Source organism: Bacillus sp. RCC_6_1, assembly GCF_041360755.1.
GTDB lineage: Bacteria > Bacillota > Bacilli > Bacillales > Bacillaceae_G > Bacillus_A > Bacillus_A cereus.
Map to the genome: position 1 here is coordinate 288,705 of NZ_JBFUPV010000004.1, position 20,779 is coordinate 309,483.

The following is a 20,779-nucleotide window of genomic DNA, read 5'->3' on the forward strand; positions in this document are numbered from 1 at the left end:
TACTTATTTTATAATCAACAATAATTGATTATTTCTCGTCTCTCTTTCTTCTTCACTTACTAAGTCATACTTTTTTAAAAGATGAAATACATCATTTAATATTTCTTGTGAGTGATTACCTTGTAAAAAATTTTTTAACCCTTTAAAAATCTCTTCTGATAAAAAACTCTTTTGACTTTCAAGCTTATTCATCACATCTTCAATAGAATGATCAATGTTACATGCCATACTAAACTTCCCCCTCTATCCTCTATAAATAATATCCTCAGCTAACGATGTAAACACTTCTCCAACAAGAGAATCTTCATCATATACAGATGAACCATTATTTTCTTCACGTTTCGCAAAAGGTATTTGAGCAATTACTTCTGTTTGCAATTGTTCTGCAAGCATTTCGCCGCCGCCTTTTCCGAAGAGATAATTTTTCGATCCATCTTGTTCTTCATAATAAGCCATATTTTCCACAATACCTAAAATCTCATGCTTCGTATGTTTTGCCATTACACCGACTCTTGAAGCAACGAATGAAGCTACATTGTGCGGAGTTGTAACAATTATTTCTTTCGCTTGCGGAATCATCGCTGCAACATCGATCGCAACATCTCCTGTACCTGGTGGTAAATCAAGTAATAAATAATCTAATTCTCCCCAGTGCGTATTCGCAAGAAAATTTTGAATCCATTTATTTAGCATCGGTCCGCGCCACATAACTGGGTTATTTCCTTCTGTAAAAAATCCCATCGACATGATTTTAACACCGTGACTAATGACTGGAATTGCCGTTTGATCAATCATCGTTGGTTTCTTATTCGTTTCCATCATAGCTGGAATACTAAAACCATATATATCTGCATCTAATATCCCCACCTTTTTGCCCATACGCGCTAGTGCAGTTGCAAGATTAATTGTCACCGTTGATTTTCCAACTCCGCCTTTTCCGCTCGTTACAGTAATAAAACGTACTCCTGAATCCGGGCGAAGCATGCTCGGCATACCAGTTTCTGTTCTAGTATTTTTCTTTAATTTCTCTGTTAAAGCTGTACGTTCTTCTTGTGTCATAGAACCAAATGTTACCTCCACTTTAGAGGCACCAATTGCGTGAAGTGATTCTTCAATATCTTGTTGAATTTTTGCTTTTAACGGACAACCTTGGATTGTTAGTACTACTTCAAGTTTAACCTCTGTTCCGTTCATTTGTATATTTCTAACCATATTTAATTCTACAACACTTTTGTGTAACTCTGGATCCTCTACATGTTTTAATGCATTCATTATTTGTTCTTGAGTAAGCATAGAACTCATCCCTTCTCTTATTCTAATTTATATACAACATTTTCTTGGCGCTTCATCTGGTGAAAAAGCTTATCATCCACCGCTAACAGGCGGGATTAATGCGACTATATCTCCAGCTTTTATCATCTCTTCATTCATTACAAACTCTTCGTTAACAGCGACCATCACTTTATCCAACGATTGTAAACAATAGCTGGCTTTAAGCCATTCTTTTAATTGTTGCACTGTCATTTCTTGCTTTTCTGAAATCACTAATCGATCCGATCCAACTTCCTCACGCAAATTTGCAAACAATAAAATTATAATCATTTTCTCATTCTTCCTTCTTTGGTTTTCCTTCTGGATATGGTGTATTTTCAAGTTGATCTCCAATCCACATCGTTCCATCTTCCCAAAATTCTTTTTTCCAAATTGGAACAATTCGTTTTATACGTTCAATCGCGTACTCATTCGCTTCATAAGCTACTTTACGATGCGGTGATGAAACTGCAATGACTACCGCAATATCCATTATTTCTAGCCGCCCTACACGGTGCGTAATTGCTACTTTTGTATCCGGCCATCTTTCACAAATTTCTTCTCCAATTCTCATAAGTTGTTTTACTGCCATCGGTTTATATGCTTCATACTCTAAATGTAGCGTTCGTTTTCCTTTTGTTAATTCTCTCACCGTACCAATAAATGTTGTAATCGCACCTGCTTCTCTTCTTGCGACTTTATTCGTTACTTCTTCAACTAAAATCGGATTATCTACAATCTCAAATAGCACTTGTTCCATTAAAACCACCTCTCACTTTATGAAATGTCCAAGGCCATTCACTACCTTCGTTATCTTCTAATAAAAGAACATCGACAAACATATCTTTTTTATATCCTCTTGTCCCGCCCGGCAATACGATAAACGCGTTGGATTCTGCCAATGAAGAAACTGAGCTAGATTTATCAAACCCTGATGGATAAACGATTAATTTCCCCTCATCATATTGCAATTTTGCTCGTACAAATCTTGTAAATGGATTCGGTTTTAGAAAATCTTCTCCTAATAACGCTTTTTCTCTTTTTAAATGTACTTTTTCACTAAACATATACGTCCGAATACACGGTCTTACGAATAATTCAAACCCTACGTAACAAGCTGATGGATTTCCTGATAAACCAAATAATAACTTGCCATTTAATTGTGCTACAGTCGTAACACTTCCTGGTCGCATTGCAACTTTATTAAAAAGAACAGATGCACCTAACTTTTCGTAAATAGCTGGTAAATAATCATAATCTCCTACTGATACACCGCCCGTTGTAATTAACATATCTACTTGGCCAAGCGCTTCTTTCACAGCTGTAAAACACGTATTAAAATCATCACTAAACTTCCCAAAATATTTTACTCTTCCGCCCGCTCTTCGAATTTGAGACAATATCATGTACGTATTACTGTTTCGGATTTTCCCTGGCTGTAATGAATCATTGACATCCAGTAATTCACTCCCAGTCGCTAACAGTCCAATTACAGGCTTTCTCGCAACTGGTACTTCACTATAACCGAATGTAGCAAGAAGAGCTGAAATACCTGGATTAATGTACGATCCCTTCTTTGCAAGAACTGTTCCTTTACGAGCATCTTCACCTTGAAAAGAAATATTGTCGCCCGTTTTGAATGATCGCTTCACTTCCATATAATTGTTGCCATTCTTCTCATATTGACGAGTCAGCTCTAACATAACAACCGCATCACACCCATTCGGAATTTGTGCTCCCGTCATAATTCGAACTGCTTGAAACGGACCTACTTTCTCATGGAATAGCGATCCTGCGCCAATTTCACCCATTACTTCAAATACAATTGGCGTTTCATAACTTGCTAAATTAGTATCTTCTGCTCGAATAGCAAATCCGTCATACGGCGAACGATTAAATGACGGCACATCATGGTCAGCTACTAAATCCTCTGCTAATATACGTCCATAAGCTAATTCAATTGGTAATAGCTCCTTTAAGCCTTTATCAGCAAATCCCATCACTTTACGAACAGCTTCTTCAACCGTAATTGGCACTCTTCTTTCCATTATTGACACCCTCTCTATTAACCGAATACGCGATAATATAGTTGTTTCGCTTTCGAAATATCATTTGTACCATGAATAAAAACACGATCATCCTGAAAAACAACGATGCGGTAATCATCGAATCGGCAAGATAGTAAATACGGATTCCGATCTACTTTCCCCAATTTTTTTAATACTTTTTCTATATCATCAAAATTGTATTTCTTATTGTCTACTGTTCTAATTTGAACTGTATTTCTTCCGCATAAAACAGCTGCTTTCGTTTGGTTTTCGTATGATAAATAAGGATAAGTTCGATTTGAACCGCATGAGAGACAAGCGTCTGTTTTTATTTTCCCTAATTTTATAAAATGATTTTGATTACTCCATATATCAAACATGAAAAATGTTTTTCTAATTGCTGAGAAATCTTCCACTAAAATTTTGAGTGCTTCTGCCACTTGATATGCTGCGACGATTTGAACAGTAGGGCTAATAATTCCAGCGGTATCACATGTCACACCTGTAACAGGAATATTTTTAAGCATACAATGTAAACACGGTGTCTCTTGTGGAATAATTGTATAACTCATACCATACGATCCAACGCAAGAACCATATACCCACGGAATATTATGTTTTTGTGATAAATCATTTATTACAAATCGAATATCAAAATTATCTGTTGCATCAATGATTACATCTACATTTTTTAATAGACCTTCCATATTTTCTGAAGTTGCATCCATTACGAAAGCATGTATTTGTACTTCCGAATTAATTTGTTCTAACCGATTTTTTGCAGCAATTGCTTTCGGCATTTTCTCTCTCGCATTTTGTTCAGAGTACAATTGTTGCCTTTGTAAATTACTCCATTCAACGTAGTCACGATCAATAATCGTCAACTTGCCAACACCTGCACGTACGAAACTTTCGGCACTTGCACTTCCTAATGCGCCTGCCCCTACAATTAACACATGTTTATTTCGAATTTTTTCTTGTCCTTTACTCCCAATTGGTTTGAACAACTGTTGTCGTGAATACCGATCAGCCATTACATACCCTTCCTCTCAAGAACTCTATTTCATATTAGAATGTTGTTTCTGATAACAAGCAAAGTAAGCAAAACCAACAAACCCAGCTCCTCCAATTACATTTCCGATAAAAACAGGAACAAAATTTTTAGCCAGATCCATCCACGTTAGATGACCAGCAAAAATAACAGCGGAAATGACAAACATATTTGCTACTACTTGCTGAAATCCAATCACTACAAATGCCATAATTGGAATCCAAATTCCGATGATTTTTCCGACAAAATCACTCGTCCCGTAAGCGAGCCAAAGAGCAAGACAAACGAGCCAATTACAACCAATTGCTAAAATTAAAGTTCTCCCAAATGATTCATGTAACTTCCCTTCCGCTATCGCTACCGTTTTATTTAAATACTCTCCCTCTGTTAATCCGCCAAGATGCCCAAAGCAATACGCAACGAAAATTGCCCCAATAAAATTCATGAGAGTAATCCAAACCCAGTTATTCAGTACGCTTATCAATGTAATTTTCTTTGCATAAAGCGCCATAGACAGTGACATCATATTTCCCGTAATTAATTCTCCTCCTGCTAATACTACGAGCATGAGTCCAACAGGAAATACTGCTCCTCCTAAAACATTCACTAGACTTCCCCAGCGCTCAGGTAAATTCCCTAAAACTCGAATGTTAAGTAAAAAACCTATCGCAATAAACGCTCCTCCTAAAAAACCGAGAATAAGCATCGCTGGCAATGTCTGTCTTACTTTTTGAACACCGGCCTCAATGACAAGCTCAGCAATTTGTTCCGGCTTATGAAATGCCATTACCCATTCCTCCATTTTCTCCAAATAAAAAAGCAGCTTCAAAAAACCTCCTCAAAATAAAGGTTTTTGAATGCTGCTTAATTTCTCTGCACATCTTTTACAGAGATATCAATCATCACTTTTACTATAAAATAGAAAACCCACAACTCTTGTAAATTTTCCATTTTTCACTATGAAGCTAGCTTTATATATTAACCACCGATATGTGACATTTCAATTTTAGGTATTGTTTTCTTATTTGTATGATTTAAGCGTTCATCTGAATAACGATCTTCCCTATTATTCCATATATCGCGTACTACATCTGTAATGTCCTCATCTGTATGTTCAGAACGAAGCAATTCCCTTAAATCATTTCCTTTAGAAGCAAATAAGCAAGTATATAATTTTCCTTCTGCAGAAATACGAGCTCTCGTACATGATGAGCAAAAAGAATCTGTTACTGATGAAATAATACCTATTTCCTCATCGCTTCCTATATAACGATACCTAGTAGCCACTTCACCAGAATAATTTGCTTCTATCCGTTCTAACGGCATAACTTGATGAATCGTATCTACTATTTCTTGTTTAGAGACGACCTCTTTTAAATCCCAACCATTATAATTTCCAACATCCATATACTCAATAAAACGAAGAATATGCTTATTTTCCTTAAAATATTGCGCCATCTGCAAAATGTCCTGTTCGTTTTTTCCCTTTTGAACGACCATGTTTATTTTAATTTTCATTCCAACTTCAGCTGCAGCCTGTATTCCTTCCAGAACCCTTTGCACTTTGCTCCTATTACCATTTAAATAGAAAAACCGCTCTTCTTCTAAGGAATCTAAGCTAACTGTTACACGTGATAGTCCCGCCTTATATAAATCAGGAGCAAACTTTTTAAGTAACGATCCATTGGTTGTTAAACCGATATCTTCTACACCATCAATTTTATTAAGGCGCTCAATAAGCTTTGGAAGCCCTCTTCGAAGTAACGGTTCTCCGCCCGTAATCCGTAATTTTCTCACACCTAAAGAAACGAAAATACGTGTTATCCTTTCAATTTCATCAAAAGATAAAATTTTATCATTAGACAAAAACGAGTAATCAGGACCAAATATTTCTTCTGGCATACAATATCGACAGCGAAAATTACAGCGATCAGTAACTGAAATACGTAAATCCTTTAACGGACGTTGCAACTTGTCTAATGTAACTGATTTCATCTTCATTGCCTCACTTTTATTTTATATTTAAAACACGTTCTGGATGGGTATATACATTTAAGGAGTGATTACGAATAAATCCTATTGTCGTAATACCTAAATCTTCCGCTAGTTGCAAAGCTAACTCAGTTGGAGCTGATTTTGATAGTATAATTTCACAACCGATTTTTGCAACTTTCAATAATATTTCCGAAGAAATACGACCACTAAAAACAATGATTTTATCTTTTATAGAAATATCGTTTCTTAAACAATAACCGTAAATTTTGTCTAATGCATTATGCCTACCAATATCCATTCGACTTAAAATAATACCATTCACATCACATAAAGCTGCATTATGAACCCCACCAGTATGATGAAACGTATCCGCAGATTGCTGCATTTCTTTCATTAACCGAAAACAATCCTCTGCAGCAACCTGTACATGGACACCCTTCATTTTTTTTGCACTTAGTGCATCATTTGCAAAAACAAACCCTTGCCTACTCATACCACAACAAGACGTAATATAGCGTTTATTTTGCATTTGTTCATAATACGGATTTACTTTTGTCGTTGTTACATGCACAAATCCTTCTTTCTCCTGCACCCATACACTATCAATATCTTCATACTTCCGAATGATTCCTTCAGACGCTAAGAAGCCTATTACCATATCTTCTATATATTCTGGAGTACTAACCATTGTAACAAACTCCTGTCCGTTCATTTTAATGGTGACAGGAAACTCTGTTACAATGCTGTCCTCTATATGTTTAAATGCTCCTTGTTCATAACGAAAGATTTCTCTTTCTACCTGTATCGGTTTCACGATCAGTATCCTTCTCTCACGTTATATTTTTATCAAAAACAAATACAGAAACTGCAATATCTTCTTCTACTTTCATATCTGAAAACAAATTCACTAATTTCGCTCCAACAAGTTCCTCCAAATGTTCACGTGAATTCACAGCATACACTTCTTGAATCATTTTCGTTCTAGCCATATGAACCATTTCCGCACCGTCCATCGTACTTGAAATAAATTTTTCAGTAGGTGTTAAGTTTCCATAAAGAGTCGCTATAGCCATATTTTCCGCAAAAACAGTATGAATTCGTTCTGGTCCTTTTCCGAAAAGTTCCTTTCGAAGTTTTCGTATCATATCATTAAATTCATGTACTTTTTTTGACATACAATTATACCTCCCAAAAGCCTCATTTTACTTTATTATATATTTTACCAAAATGAGCCTTCCGCCCAAACTATTTCGTACAAATATTTGGGCAGAAAGGTTCACTTCATGAAGTTTATTCGTCTTTTAACCCTTTCCCCATACCTTTTAAGAAATGAAGCCCAAACCCGATAGCACGGTTAATATCTGGGTCTTTCAATACTTTCATAAGATCGAATACCCCTACTTTTTTATTACTTTCTAGATGTTCATTACCTTCTTCTAGTCCGACTAATAAACTACCTATAAGCTTTTTCGTAAGTTCTGGGTCAAGTTCAGTTAACGCACCTGCAGCACCCATCATATTATTAATTAAATTTGTAACAGGCTCACGAGTTACTTGACCTAGAACAATTTTCGCAATTGGTTCTTTCGCTTTTAGCATTGAATTTGCAGCTTCTAGCATTCCAATGTCATTTAATTCTCCTACTATATTAAACATCTGATTTAGAGCTTCCTCATTATTAGTTAGAAGCTCTTTTAAATCATCTAACTTTTGCTGTTTTATTTCTTCCTCAGTTAATTCTTGTTTTTGAATCATTTTTATAGGTGCAGCCATAGTTTTCTCCTCCTACTTATCCGTTAAATGCACATACCCTGGACGTGCCCACTTACGATGTACCTCAATTCCAGCTTGAGGGTGACGTTTTTTATTGCGTGGGTTCGCTTTTGGCATCGGATTTTCGCCATCAACTTCTAACACTTCCATACGCACTTTCGTTTGTTTATACGCAGGTGTATTCGTACGTACATCCACAGCAGGACCTGTTAAGAAATTAATTGCCGTTTCGTTATCTGTAGAGTTCATCGGTAAATATAACTCATTCGCTTTTACACGATTTGTAACGAGTGCACGTAATTTTAATGCTCCAAAAGGAGAGACAAGACGAACTAACGAACCTGTTTTTACGCCACGTTCTTTTGCAAGGTCTGGAGAGATTTCAACGAAAACACCAGGTACTTTCGTTTGAATACCTGTTGATTTATTTGTCATATTCCCTTCATGGAAATGCTCAAGCATACGACCGTTGTTAATGTGAAGGTCGAACTCAGCTGGAAATTCAGCTGGACGTACCCAGTCAGCAATCGCAAAACGAGCTTTTTTATCTGGGAAGTTAAATCCATCTTGGAACAGAAGCGGTGTATTTGTTCCATCAAAACTTCCCCAATGGAAACTGTTCCATCCTTCAAGCACTTCATAGTTCGCTTGCGAGAATAATGGTGATAAACTTGCCATTTCAGCAAAGATTTCACTTGGGTGGCTATAATTCCAGTTTGCCCCTAGTTTATTCGCAACCTCCTGGACGATCCACCAGTCTGGTTTCGCATCTCCTAGCGTAGGAAGCACTTGATATAATCTTTGGACACGGCGCTCTGTATTTGTGAAAGTACCTTCTTTCTCAAGAGATGGCGCTGCTGGTAATACAACATCTGCATATTGAGCAGTTTTAGAAAGGAAAACATCTTGCACAACGAAGAAATCAAGGCTCGACAACACTTCATGTACATGATTTGCATTAGAATCTACAAGAGCCATATCTTCTCCGACAAGATACATTGCTTTCATTTTTCCTTCGTCAATTGCGTGAAGCATTTCAATATTATTAAGACCTGGTTCACTATCAATTTTCACTCCGTAAGCAGTTTCAAATTTCGCACGTTCCATTTCGTTAGTAACGTGCTGATATCCTGGAAGCCATCCTGGTAAAGTACCCATATCACAAGCACCTTGTACGTTATTGTGACCTCGAAGTGGGTATGCACCTGCTCCTGGACGACGATAGTTCCCTGTTGCAAGAAGTAAGTTTGAAATTGCAGCGGAAGTATCAGAACCACCTGTATTTTGCGTTACCCCCATACCCCAAAGGATACATGTACCATCTGCATCACGAATCATTTCAGCCATTTGAATAAGTGTTTCTTTTGAAATACCTGTTACTTCTTCTGCATATTCAAGTGTATATTCTTCTAGGCTCTCTTTGAAATCTTCAAAGAAGTTTACATTCTCATTAATAAATTCCTGATCATGCCAACCTTGATCGATCATATATTTCGTAACAGCCATTAACCATACTTGATCTGTTCCTTGTTTTGGACTAATAAAGACATCTGATCGCTCTGCCATTTCGGTTTTACGAAGATCAGCTACAATTAACTTTTGTCCGTGTAATTTATGTGCACGTTTAATACGTGTAGCTAGAACAGGATGACCTTCTGTCGGATTACATCCCACAATAATAACAAGACCAGATTGCGCAATATCTTTAATCGTTCCGGCATCACCGCCCATACCAATTGTACGGAACAAACCATCCGTTGCTGGTGATTGGCAATAACGTGAGCAGTTATCAATATTATTCGTTCCAAATACTTGTCGAGCTAATTTTTGAATTACATAATTGTCTTCATTTGTAATTTTAGAGGAAGAAATAAATCCAATAGAACCTTTACCGTACTCTTCTTTAATAGCGCCTAATTTATTTGCAACTACATTCAGTGCTTCTTCCCATGTAGATTCAACAAACGTTCCATTTTTACGAATTAAAGGTTTTGTTATTCGTTCTTTAGAATTTACGAAATCCCAACCAAATTTCCCTTTTACACAAGTGGAAATTGCGTTAACTGGTGCATCTGAAGATGGCTGTACTTTAAGGATTTTACGCCCCTTCGTCCACACTTCAAACGAACAACCTACACCACAAAATGTACATACTGTTTTCGTTTTCTTCGTACGAGTATCACGCATGGCCGCTTCCACTTCTGATACCGCAAAAATACCGCTATACCCAGGCTCAACTTCTTTAATTAAATCTACCATCGGTTCAAGAATATCTGGTTTTAATCCCGTCATAAATCCAGCTTCACCGAGCATCGTTTTCTCCATTAAAGCGTTACAAGGACAAATCGTTACACATTGACCACAGCTAACGCATGAAGAATCATTAATATTTACTCCTTCATCCCAAATAACTCGTGGGCGTTCCGCTTCCCAGTCTATCGATAACGTTTCATTTACTTGTAAGTTTTGACACACCTCAACACATTGACCGCATGCAATACATTGATTAGGATCATAGCGATAAAACGGATGCGTCATATCAACTTCACTTACATCTACTTTCGGTTCATACGGATATTTTTGATGTTCGATTTCCATTAATTCTGCTGTATTATGCAGTTTACAGTTCCCATTGTTGTTGTCACATACTGTACAGTATAATAAATGATTTTCTAGTAACCGATCCATCGCCTCTGTTTGTGCTTCTTTTGCGCGAACAGAAGCACGTTCAATGTTCATACCTTCCGTTGCTATCGTCGAACAAGAACGCATTAACTTTCCGTCAACTTCTACAATACAAGTGTCACATGTTTGAATAGGATCTACTTCTGGCACGTAACAAATTTGCGGATGTTCAATCCCGTTCTCATTAATAACACCCAATATCGTTGAACCGGGCTCCGCTGTATACTTTTTTCCGTCAATTGTAATATGAACCATGTTGTCATTCATGGTCTTTCCCCCTTTTTGAGAATAAAAAAACTCCACCACGAAAATATACGCACCACATTTTTGGCACGCTATCATCATGGTGGAGTAGTTTATTAGCACATCTTGCTAAAATACCAATCCATTTATTCATAAATAAAACGATAGATTCATAACAGGTCATATCACGATTCCATCTTTAACACTATAATTATAGCGTTAAAGTTAAAAATATACAATATAAAATTTAAACTACGCATATGTCAGCTTGTAACTATCCATAATAATCCATATAAAACATAACAAGGAGTAAGCGAACAAATGGGGTCTTTTAATAAATGGATTCGTGGTGAAAAATCTTTTTCTACCCAAGAGCAAGCTAATCACACATTAAATAAATCTATCTCTTCTTCCCTTTCCCTTAATTTAAAGCACTTGTCCAAACTGTTTAGCGGTATTCCAGAATTAATAACACGCACTTTTCCATTAAAAAACGGACAGGAAGCTGCACTTATATATATGGAAGGACTTGTAGACAAAACTGTTATTAACGTAAACATTCTTCGTCCTCTCTTATTTAAAGAGTGGAATGAAGACGATTTTTGGGAAGCCTCTGTTTCTATCGGAAATATTAAAAAAGTTCAACAGTGGACAGACATTGAACAATCTCTTTTACACGGCAAAAGTATTTTATTTATAAACGGGCAACTATCCGCTTTAGAGCTTGATACGCAAGCGGCACCAAAAAGGAGCATTGAAGAACCTACAACAGAGAGCTCCATAAAAAGCTCACACGAAGGATTTAATGAGGTAGCGAGCGACAGCCTTGCACTTATTCGTCGATATATTCCAAATCGCGAATTGAAAGTGAAGGAATTCACTGTTGGTGAACGAGCTACTTCAAAGGTTTTTTTGCTTTATCTAGCAGATGTTGCGAACGAAAATGTCGTAAAAGAAATGGCATCCCGTATCGAGTCAGTAAAAGTTGATGCGATTCTTACTACTGGTGAATTAGAAGGATTTGTTGAAGATAATTCCTTTACTCTCTTTCCGCAATTATCAATAACTGAACGTCCTGACACAACAGCACATCATATTCTAGATGGGCGAATTGCCGTTATTGTAGATCGCTCACCAGGCGTATTAATAGGACCTATGACCTTTTCATCCTTTTTTCAGACGATAGATGATTACAGCTTCAGACCTATGATTCCATCTTTTATACGACTCCTTCGTTTCACTGGACTATTTATTGCAATATTTGCTCCTGCTCTTTATATTGCTATGATTTCCTTTCATTATGAAGTAATTCCACTTAAATTATTGTTAACAATTGGAGAATCTCGAGCCAAAATTCCTTTTCCGCCTATATTAGAAGCACTTTTGATGGAATTAGTACTTGAAATGCTACGCGAAGCTGCAGTTCGACTTCCCGGTCCCGTCGGACAAACAATTGGCGTCGTAGGAGGGATTGTTATTGGACAAGCTGCAGTTCAAGCAGGAATCGTAAGTAATGTTATGGTTATCGTCGTATCTATTACCGCAGTCGCTTCTTTTATCATTCCCAATCTGGAAATGTCAGCAGGAGTTCGGATTCTTCGCTTTCCAATGATGATAATCGCTTCTTTATTCGGAGTCATTGGAATTATGGTTGGAATGTCAGTTATCATCATCCATATTCTTTCTATGGAATCACTTGGTGTTCCTTACGGTAGTCCTTTTTCTCCATCATTTGCTACGGATTTAAAAGACGTTCTTGTGCGTTTGCCATGGAAACTAATGAAGAAACGACCACTATCCCTTAACTTAAAACAAGAAAATCGACAACCGGATATAGAAGAAAAGGAGGAAGATAAGTGACAAAGCGTGTAAAGAGGGAGATTAGTTTATTTCAATACATTTTAACGATTAGTGGTGTTCAAGTAGGATTCGGTGTACTTACACTGCCACGTGAAGTGGCCCAAGGGGCGAATACAGATGGCTGGATGTCTATTATTATAGGATGCGCTATCACTACTTTAGTCAGTCTATGTATTGTAAAAATCATGGAGAAGCATCCTGGTTACCATTTACTTGATGTGCTAACTCGTTATCTTGGAAAATGGTTAGGAAGAGTAGGAATGATTTTTTGGATTTTATATGCTGTTCTTGCAGCGGTTTCTTTAATTTTTTCCCTCTTATACGTTATTCACATTTGGATTTTGCCTAGATCTCCAATGTTTTTAATCATGATGCTATTATCTATTCCAATGGTAATGCTCGCATGTAAAGGTGTTCTTATTATTAGCCGCTATGCTGTTTTTACTGTCTTATTTACACTCTGGATGCCATTACTATTATTTATCCCACTTAAAGATGGGCATTGGATTTATCTTCTTCCTCTCCTTAAAGAGGGATGGATACCAGTTTTCAACACAGTAAAATCAACTATTATTGCCTTTCTCGGATTTGAGTTTGCATTCGTCCTTTATCCTTACCTCAGTAATAAATCATCTGCAAAAAAAGGGATTGTTCTTGCGAATTTGATTACTTTATTCGTTTACCTGCAAGTGACGTTCGTTTCTTTCCTTTATTTTAGCCCAGATGGTATAACTAAGTTTTTATGGCCGACTCTTTCTCTTGTTACACCATTTCACTTCTCATTTCTTGAGCGATTTGAAATTATCTTTTTGTCATTTTATCTCTTTATTATTTTTGATTCTTGCATTCCTTATATTTTTACTGCTTCAGATGGAATCAATCAATTACTTAACAAAAAAAGGAGTTCATTACCTATTTATGGTTTATTATTCGGGTGTATCTTCATCTTATTCTTTTATATCCCTTCCTCTTACCAAATAAGTGCGTTGCGAGAATTTTGGGGAACTGCAAGTTATTTTATCGTTTTTCTATTCCCGGTCGTATTTCTCTTATACATGACACTTTATCAGCATTGGAAAAGGAGAAGAGTTTAAATGAGGCGCTTTATTCATTTCACTATACTTTACTTTCTCATAACCTTTTTAACAGGCTGTGGAGATCGACTCGACTTAGAAAAACAATCGATTTCATTAATTTACGGCTTTGATGCAAAAGCAAAAGGAAAATTAATTGTGTACCACGTAAATCCTATTTTTAATGAAGACGTAGAAAAAAAGTACGAAACACATGAAGCGAAAGTACGTACACCTCGAGAAGCAAAAGCAACGTTTAATAGTTCAAGTGGCGGTTTAGTATCTACAGAAAAGTTACAGCTCATTTTATTTAGCACAAATTTTTTAAAACAAGAAGGGGCTATGCCTTACCTTGATGTTTGGTATCGTGATCCTAAAAACACTGGAAACATGCGCATGGTTGCAGTAGACGGTCCAATTTCTTCAGTTATATATAATAACTTTAAAGATAAGCCTGCCCTTCCCGAGTATTTAACAGATTTAATTAATACGAACAAACTGTACAATCGGACCGTTTTTACGACATTCCATGAATTTCACAGGCAAACGTTTAATAAAGGTATAACACCTGCTATTTCAGAAATAAAAAAAGGTAAAAAGGATGTTATCGTTACTGGTTCCGCGCTATTAACTTCTCGCGGAATTTATAAAATGTCATTAAATCGTTATGAAAGCGCCCTTCTTCTTTTGTTACAAAAGAAAGCGAATACACCGGTTTCGCTTACATTGAAAATCCCTTCTACTTCAGTTGAAAGTAATAGTGATTTAAAAGATACCGATGGCGGCGATTTCGTAACAATAAATGTTCTTAGCATGGATTGTGATATCCATACAGATTATAGCGATAACCACTTCAAATTTCATGTTAAAATGGATTTGAAAATTGCTGTCTCTGAACTTACATTCAATATGGATATAGACAAAGATAGAAAGAAATTAACTTCTCTTATTACAAAACAACTAAACAAAGATTTGAACGATTTAATCCACAACATTCAAAAACAGCAACTTGATCCATTCGGATTTGGTGATTATGCGAGAGCGTTTCAATATAAAGAATGGAAACAAGTCGAAGATGATTGGCCGTGTGCCTTTTCAAAAGCTAATGTGAAAGTGGCACCAACTATTAAAATTTTAGAAAATGGGATTATTAAATAGAAAAAACACGCTACTTGTTCTTATATGAATAAGTAGCGTGTTTTCATTTCCATTACAAGTATTATTTCAATGGACTATACTTTATTTCTATTTCTAACATTACTATGTTTTTTAGCATATACAAAATATATGAAAACCCCTATTATAATCCATGCCACAAAACTAATTAAAGTAAGCTTAGAAAGGTTCAATGCCAAATATATACAACTTACTATTGAAACGATAGGTAAAAAAGGTACTAGAGGGGCACGGAATGGCCTCTTCATATTAGGATGTGTCTTTCTTAATACAATGACAGCTATAGATACAAACACAAATGCTGTTATCGTTCCCATATTCACTAAATTAGCTAATAAATTCAAATCCACTAATCCCGCTAATAAAGCTGCTAGTATACCTGTAACCCACGTATTAAAAAATGGAGTTTGTAAACGTTTATGGACACTTGAAAGTCTTTTTGGTAACAGTCCATCTCGACTCATCGAGTAAGATACACGAACAAATGCAAACATAGCTACTAACAGAACTGTTGTTAGCCCTGCTATCGCTCCCACCGATAACAACCCAGCAATTCTATCTTCTCCTACAGTGCGCAACGCATATGCAACCGGATCAGCAACATTTAATTCCGTAAACGGAACCATTCCAGTTAGCACGAATGAAACACCTACATATAGAACGGTACAAATGAACAAGGAAACAAGTAGCCCAATTGGCACGTTACGTTGTGGACGCTTCACTTCCTCTGCGGCTGTTGCAACTGCATCAAATCCTAAAAAAGCAAAAAATACAGTAGCAGCGCCCCCTACCACACCGTTAAAACCAAACGGTAGAAATGGTTGCCAATTCTCTGGTCTTACATATTGTGTCCCTACAACAATAAATCCTACAATAACAGCCAGTTTAATAATAACCATTATATTATTAATTCGTGCACTTTCTTTTGCACCACGGCTTAATAAAAATGTAACAACTAAAATAATAAGAACTGCTGGTAAATCAATGATTCCACCCTTCCCCATTCCTGGTGCCGAAGCAAAAACCGTAGGAATGTGAATATTAAAACCTAGTAGTAATGACTGAAAATATGCTGACCAGCCTGCTGCAACCGCAGAAGTCGCTAATAAATACTCCAGCATAACACACCAGCCAACTATAAATGCAAAAATCTCACCTAGTGTCATATATGTATATGAATATACACTTCCCGAAACTGGAACTGTAGATGCAAATTCAGCATAACAGAAAGCTACACATGCACATATAATTGCCGCTAATACAAAAGATAATACAATCGCCGGACCAGCATGTTTCGCTGCTACAATACCAGTTAATACGAAAATACCTGTACCAATAATTGCTCCAATACCTAAAAGAGTTAAATCAATCGCTCCTAAAGTTTGATTCAATACTTTTTTCTTTTCTTCATCCATTGCTTTCTTTATGAAAAGACTCATTCTTTGAAACCTCTTTTTCAAGTTTATCTCTTACTCGTTACATTCTTTATTACTGTTCTATTTTAAAAATAAAAATATACATAGTTCACTTCCCCTATAGACTTAGTAACCCGTCTCAATAAAAACAGAAAAATCAATCTCTTTATACCGTATTGAATTTTCAAAATATTAACCATACCAAAAAACCATTAAGAATGCTGATTGAATTTATCATACAATTAATTATATTGTCAATAATAAATCACTCAAAAATAATCGGCTGATTATGTATCAAATGTTATTTTTATACATAATTATTTTCTCAAAAACATTGTTGTTTTCCACCTTAATATTCATATGCATTTTATTACATTGATTTTCATACAATTTTCATTACATACAATGCAATAAAAATCATAATAACCTCAAATAAATTATTATTTTTAGATAATAATTTATTTGAGGTTATGTCACCATTTTAATACTAACAAAAAAGTGCAGATTTTCATCTGCACTTTTTTTTATTCTTCCACTTCAGCTTCTGCACTACTATTTTCAAGATGCTCCTTCTGAGCTTCCTCTTGCAACTCTGCTGAAATCATCCCATAATAAAGTTCCGGATATAACCCAAATATTTGATATACACTTCCTAAAAACGGCATCAGAATCCCTCTTTTCTAAAGTTGTATTGCCACTTTTAAGGATTCCCTTTTCATTCATTATACATTCGTTTTTGGCGTTTCTTCTTCATCTTGAACACTTAATAAATTTTGCCATTTTTTATACGGAGCGCTATTTGGATCTACATATCCTTTTGCATGCGAGCGATCCCACAATTGTTTAATAAACATTTCTTTCTCTTTCTTTGCCACCATATCGGCACCTGTACCGTAATAGTTCTGGAAATACAACTCGATTTCATCGAGGAATAGTCTTAATAATTCATCTGATGTTTCTTCTAATGTCGGATCATACTTCGCTTCACGGTCATACATTAAAATCATATCTAAAAGATTGTGGACATGTTCTTTTCTAAGCCATCTTACATCTTGGGCTCCTAATACGAACGGATGTGTATATAAATGTCCACCTTGTATCATCGCCTTTTCTTGCTCTTCTTCAAATCGTGACAAGATGTTTTCATAAATAAACGGATTATGAAGCAATGCTCTGTGTAATTTATAACTTTCGCTTGAAATATTTTTCCCCATCGACTGAATTAAAAAGCTACGTCCTACACCGTTATATTGATACACAAATTGTCCATCAACAGCAACTAAACTAATCCAGCGATACATATATGCGTATAGTAATGCACGATTACATTTATCATAATCTAATTTTGTTTGAGTCGCGTTTAAATCTGGCATAAAGGCTGGTAAGTGCCAATACTTATCTAAATGCGGCGTTAAACTAGATTTTTTACTATTTAATTTATTTACACGGCGATAATACGATTGGAAATAGTCACCTTTATCATTCATAAATCCGTTTGAAATATGTCCTGATGATAATTTAGGAAAATCTTGCAGCGATAAGCCGTAATGCGCTCGATAACAGATTACTTCAAATGGCGAAAAGGCTTCATGTACTGTATCTTTTTCTTTAAACATTTCTTGAATTAATTCCTCTTGCAGCTCTTTCTTTAAAGAAGGATGTATACCCCAATATTGTAATTCCCTATGATGAGCAACTTTCGGAACGAATGGACTCGCTAAATGGAACAGGTCTTCAATTTTTTCACGAACGTATTCATCGCGATCACGTTTCTTATAATCTGCTTCTTTTCGCAACGCTTCAATGATATTCAGTTCTAATTTATCACGATAGCGTACTTGCAGTTCGTCATAACAATAGCTCAGTATATGTTCTCGGTAGAAATCCTCTACCTTTTTCGACTGAATCTCTTCTGTTTTCGCATCACGACAATATTCCCCGTACAAACTCATATAAATTTCCGCTGATATATCTTTCGGTAGTACACCTAAATTTAAATGTTGCTGCATATCTTGCCATATCTTTTCTTGCAGCTGTTCCTCAGCTAATACATATACATTCGTCGGGTTTGTTTTCCCTTCAAATTCCTTACTGCGCTTTTGGATTTCAAACAGTAAATTTTCACGTGTTTCATGTAAATTATCAAAAAATCTTTCCCAATATTGAATCATTTTATTAACTGCTTGATATAGCGATTGATATACAAGTTCTAATAGCATTTCTTTTCGATATTCATTTAATTTGTGTACATATTGCGTTATAATGTCTTCAAATTCTCTTTTGAATAAACGTTGCTGATTATTAATCATTTTTCCAAACCAGCCTTGTTGTTGAGCAATTTCTACTCGGCGTACAGCCGTTACCGTTCCATCGATATTACCCACATTAAATTTTTTATCGTAGTTTTGAATTACATTTCGCTTTTGTTCATTATTTTCATGTAGTCGATTCATTTTTTCCACTAACTGCTTTCGAATTTCATATAACATAAAACGTGCTGCTACTGGGTGAACTGGATCTGTTTTCTTTAAAAACCATGTATTTAATTGATAGGACTGCCCTTCAGAACCACTTGGTGAAAAGCGGTCTGATTCAATCATGTCATATAAAAGTGTCGTTACATGTTCATGTACACGGCTCGGAATCGCATACGCATATAAACGAACCGCATGATCCACTCTTGCCACTTCACCTTTCATTTGTTCCATCATTTTCAGTTTCGCAGCTGAAATTTTACACTCATGTTGCAGACGATTTAATTCCTCATCTTTTTGCACCGTTCGTTGTACATAACTTTCTACAGCTTCTAAAAACAGTTTTGATTTCGCAACTCCGAGCTTACCACCCTCTGCTCCTTCACGTGTTTCATTGTACATTTGTCTATAGAAAATATGAGCTTGCTCTGGACGGGTAGCAAGATGTTCCAAGTCCTCTAAATAACTTTTACCTCTCTCCGGCTTTTCACGCTGCATCCCACGTTTTACATCTTGGTCATATCTTTGCTTCTTCTCTTGAAACAGTTGATCTAAATGAAGCCACGATTCATCTAAACCTTGCACAGCCCATTTTAAAGCACAATATTTTAACACATGCTCATACGGATAAATGAGTTTTGCCGTTCCTGCCCCGCAATATCGTCCTTTTCCGCTTGATTCTGCTAATTGCTGAATTTGATTGTCTTCTTGTGCAAAATGACTTGTGGACATCGGGCTAAATAACTGTAAATAAATTGTATTTGCCATCTGTTCCATATAATCTGATAAATTGTGTAAATGGTGTCCATGTAGGTTTTCATAATCGTATAAGAAACAATAATTGTACGGTAAATGATGTTGTTTAATTGTATGATTCGTTCTTCCGTCTTCATCTACTTGATCAGGGCGATACTCTAATTCAATTGTTACACCGCCGCGTTTTGATAATTCTCCAGTAGAACCGAGCGTAATAGCATGTAATTCTTTTAACGATGCATAGCCATTTGCTTGCACCGTTTCAAATTCTTTCGCGCTAACTGTTCTCGTCTTTACTAAAACATCCGGCATTAAAAACGCACCGCGTATTAAAATGTTATGATGCTGCAATTTCTTCCGAAGCATTTCACGTAAATATAATGCAATTTGCAGAAACATCCCTGAACCTGTTCCGCCTGCTAGTGATGTTACTATAATGACACGCACACCATATTCCGTTTGATCACTTGTAACCGGAAAAATTTTCTCGATTTCTTGCCAAAAAGACGTCAATTTATCTTCTTTCATCGCAGCACGTAACGCTAAACGTGAAATAACGCGTAACTGTCCTGCTCCTTCTGTTAATGGCTTATCAAGTATAGTCGGATCCATCGGAAACCACTCTGGGATCGTTGGATCTCCTGCAATATACTCCCTAGGCGTTTTACTAGAACTTGTTTGTGTCTTAAACTTTCGAATATGATCAAATTTACTTAATGTATTCACATCTGTATCAAATACGTGCATTGCTACCTTTTTTCGGCGCTCTTCAGGCAGTTTTTCATATATTTGATGCGTCACAGTACTACCGATTCCACCTAAACCAATTAATATTGTTGGAACTTGTAATGTCATGTGAACCACCTTCCTATTCTTGCTTGTTTGAAAAAAGGGAAAGAGAATGAATACTCCATCCCCT

Annotated in this window: 18 protein-coding genes; 3 read left to right on the top strand and 15 right to left on the bottom strand. The window is 36.2% G+C overall.

Annotated elements, in window-relative coordinates; translation table 11 throughout:
• Window positions 1–3 precede the first annotated feature (3 nt).
• The 12 genes from AB6801_RS15745 to fdhF form a co-directional block, all read right to left on the bottom strand.
• Complete coding sequence (locus tag AB6801_RS15745; RefSeq protein ID WP_000752383.1) at window positions 4–228, bottom strand: hypothetical protein; 225 nt, start codon at window positions 226–228, stop codon at window positions 4–6.
• A 15-nt stretch (window positions 229–243) separates the two neighbouring features.
• Window positions 244–1,293 (bottom strand): P-loop NTPase, encoded by a 1,050-nt coding sequence (locus AB6801_RS15750; protein ID WP_000957509.1) that lies wholly within the window; start codon window positions 1,291–1,293, stop codon window positions 244–246.
• 72 nt (window positions 1,294–1,365) lie between these two features.
• Window positions 1,366–1,602: a molybdopterin converting factor subunit 1 gene (gene moaD, locus AB6801_RS15755; protein ID WP_000583943.1), complete on the bottom strand. Its 237-nt coding sequence runs from the start codon at window positions 1,600–1,602 to the stop codon at window positions 1,366–1,368.
• Between the two features lie 4 nt (window positions 1,603–1,606).
• Window positions 1,607–2,071, bottom strand: a complete 465-nt coding sequence (gene moaE / locus AB6801_RS15760) for a molybdopterin synthase catalytic subunit MoaE (RefSeq protein ID WP_000438664.1) — start codon at window positions 2,069–2,071, stop codon at window positions 1,607–1,609.
• Window positions 2,052–3,359 carry a molybdopterin molybdotransferase MoeA gene (locus AB6801_RS15765; RefSeq protein WP_087967729.1) on the bottom strand — a complete coding sequence of 436 codons (1,308 nt, stop codon included), beginning with the start codon at window positions 3,357–3,359 and terminating at the stop codon, window positions 2,052–2,054. The genes moaE and AB6801_RS15765 overlap by 20 nt, the downstream gene beginning before the upstream one ends.
• Before the next feature lie 17 nt (window positions 3,360–3,376).
• Window positions 3,377–4,393: a molybdopterin-synthase adenylyltransferase MoeB gene (locus tag AB6801_RS15770; RefSeq protein WP_084064048.1), complete on the bottom strand. Its 1,017-nt coding sequence runs from the start codon at window positions 4,391–4,393 to the stop codon at window positions 3,377–3,379.
• 24 nt (window positions 4,394–4,417) lie between these two features.
• Window positions 4,418–5,197 (bottom strand): formate channel, encoded by a 780-nt coding sequence (locus AB6801_RS15775; protein WP_000863998.1) that lies wholly within the window; start codon window positions 5,195–5,197, stop codon window positions 4,418–4,420.
• Window positions 5,198–5,388: 191 nt separating this feature from the next.
• On the bottom strand, window positions 5,389–6,405 hold the full coding sequence (gene moaA / locus AB6801_RS15780) for a GTP 3',8-cyclase MoaA (protein ID WP_000844124.1): 1,017 nt from the start codon (window positions 6,403–6,405) through the stop codon (window positions 5,389–5,391).
• A 16-nt stretch (window positions 6,406–6,421) separates the two neighbouring features.
• Window positions 6,422–7,219 carry a formate dehydrogenase accessory sulfurtransferase FdhD gene (fdhD, locus tag AB6801_RS15785; RefSeq protein ID WP_000802689.1) on the bottom strand — a complete coding sequence of 266 codons (798 nt, stop codon included), beginning with the start codon at window positions 7,217–7,219 and terminating at the stop codon, window positions 6,422–6,424.
• A 16-nt stretch (window positions 7,220–7,235) separates the two neighbouring features.
• Window positions 7,236–7,580, bottom strand: coding sequence for a Na-translocating system protein MpsC family protein (locus AB6801_RS15790; RefSeq protein WP_000039583.1), 345 nt, complete (start codon window positions 7,578–7,580; stop codon window positions 7,236–7,238).
• Window positions 7,581–7,695: 115 nt separating this feature from the next.
• On the bottom strand, window positions 7,696–8,178 hold the full coding sequence (locus AB6801_RS15795) for a helical membrane plugin domain-containing protein (RefSeq protein WP_000729897.1): 483 nt from the start codon (window positions 8,176–8,178) through the stop codon (window positions 7,696–7,698).
• A 12-nt stretch (window positions 8,179–8,190) separates the two neighbouring features.
• Window positions 8,191–11,130 carry a formate dehydrogenase subunit alpha gene (gene fdhF, locus AB6801_RS15800; protein WP_087875636.1) on the bottom strand — a complete coding sequence of 980 codons (2,940 nt, stop codon included), beginning with the start codon at window positions 11,128–11,130 and terminating at the stop codon, window positions 8,191–8,193.
• 297 nt (window positions 11,131–11,427) lie between these two features.
• Between fdhF and AB6801_RS15805 the strand changes: the two genes are divergently transcribed.
• From AB6801_RS15805 to gerSC, 3 genes are read left to right on the top strand one after another with little or no spacing between them, the layout of a single operon-like run.
• Complete coding sequence (locus tag AB6801_RS15805; protein ID WP_087875637.1) at window positions 11,428–12,966, top strand: spore germination protein; 1,539 nt, start codon at window positions 11,428–11,430, stop codon at window positions 12,964–12,966.
• Window positions 12,963–14,060 carry an endospore germination permease gene (locus AB6801_RS15810; protein WP_000167069.1) on the top strand — a complete coding sequence of 366 codons (1,098 nt, stop codon included), beginning with the start codon at window positions 12,963–12,965 and terminating at the stop codon, window positions 14,058–14,060. Before AB6801_RS15805 ends, AB6801_RS15810 begins: the two co-directional genes overlap by 4 nt.
• Window positions 14,061–15,197, top strand: coding sequence for a spore germination protein GerSC (gene gerSC / locus AB6801_RS15815; protein WP_087875638.1), 1,137 nt, complete (start codon window positions 14,061–14,063; stop codon window positions 15,195–15,197).
• 74 nt (window positions 15,198–15,271) lie between these two features.
• On the opposite strand, the gene AB6801_RS15820 is transcribed toward gerSC, so the two are convergent.
• From AB6801_RS15820 to AB6801_RS15830, 3 genes are all read right to left on the bottom strand, one after another.
• Window positions 15,272–16,654: an APC family permease gene (locus AB6801_RS15820; protein ID WP_100240304.1), complete on the bottom strand. Its 1,383-nt coding sequence runs from the start codon at window positions 16,652–16,654 to the stop codon at window positions 15,272–15,274.
• A 500-nt stretch (window positions 16,655–17,154) separates the two neighbouring features.
• On the bottom strand, window positions 17,155–17,295 hold the full coding sequence (locus AB6801_RS15825) for a hypothetical protein (protein ID WP_001116193.1): 141 nt from the start codon (window positions 17,293–17,295) through the stop codon (window positions 17,155–17,157).
• 57 nt (window positions 17,296–17,352) lie between these two features.
• Window positions 17,353–20,715, bottom strand: a complete 3,363-nt coding sequence (locus AB6801_RS15830) for a tubulin-like doman-containing protein (RefSeq protein WP_000175107.1) — start codon at window positions 20,713–20,715, stop codon at window positions 17,353–17,355.
• Between the last annotated feature and the right edge of the window lie 64 nt (window positions 20,716–20,779).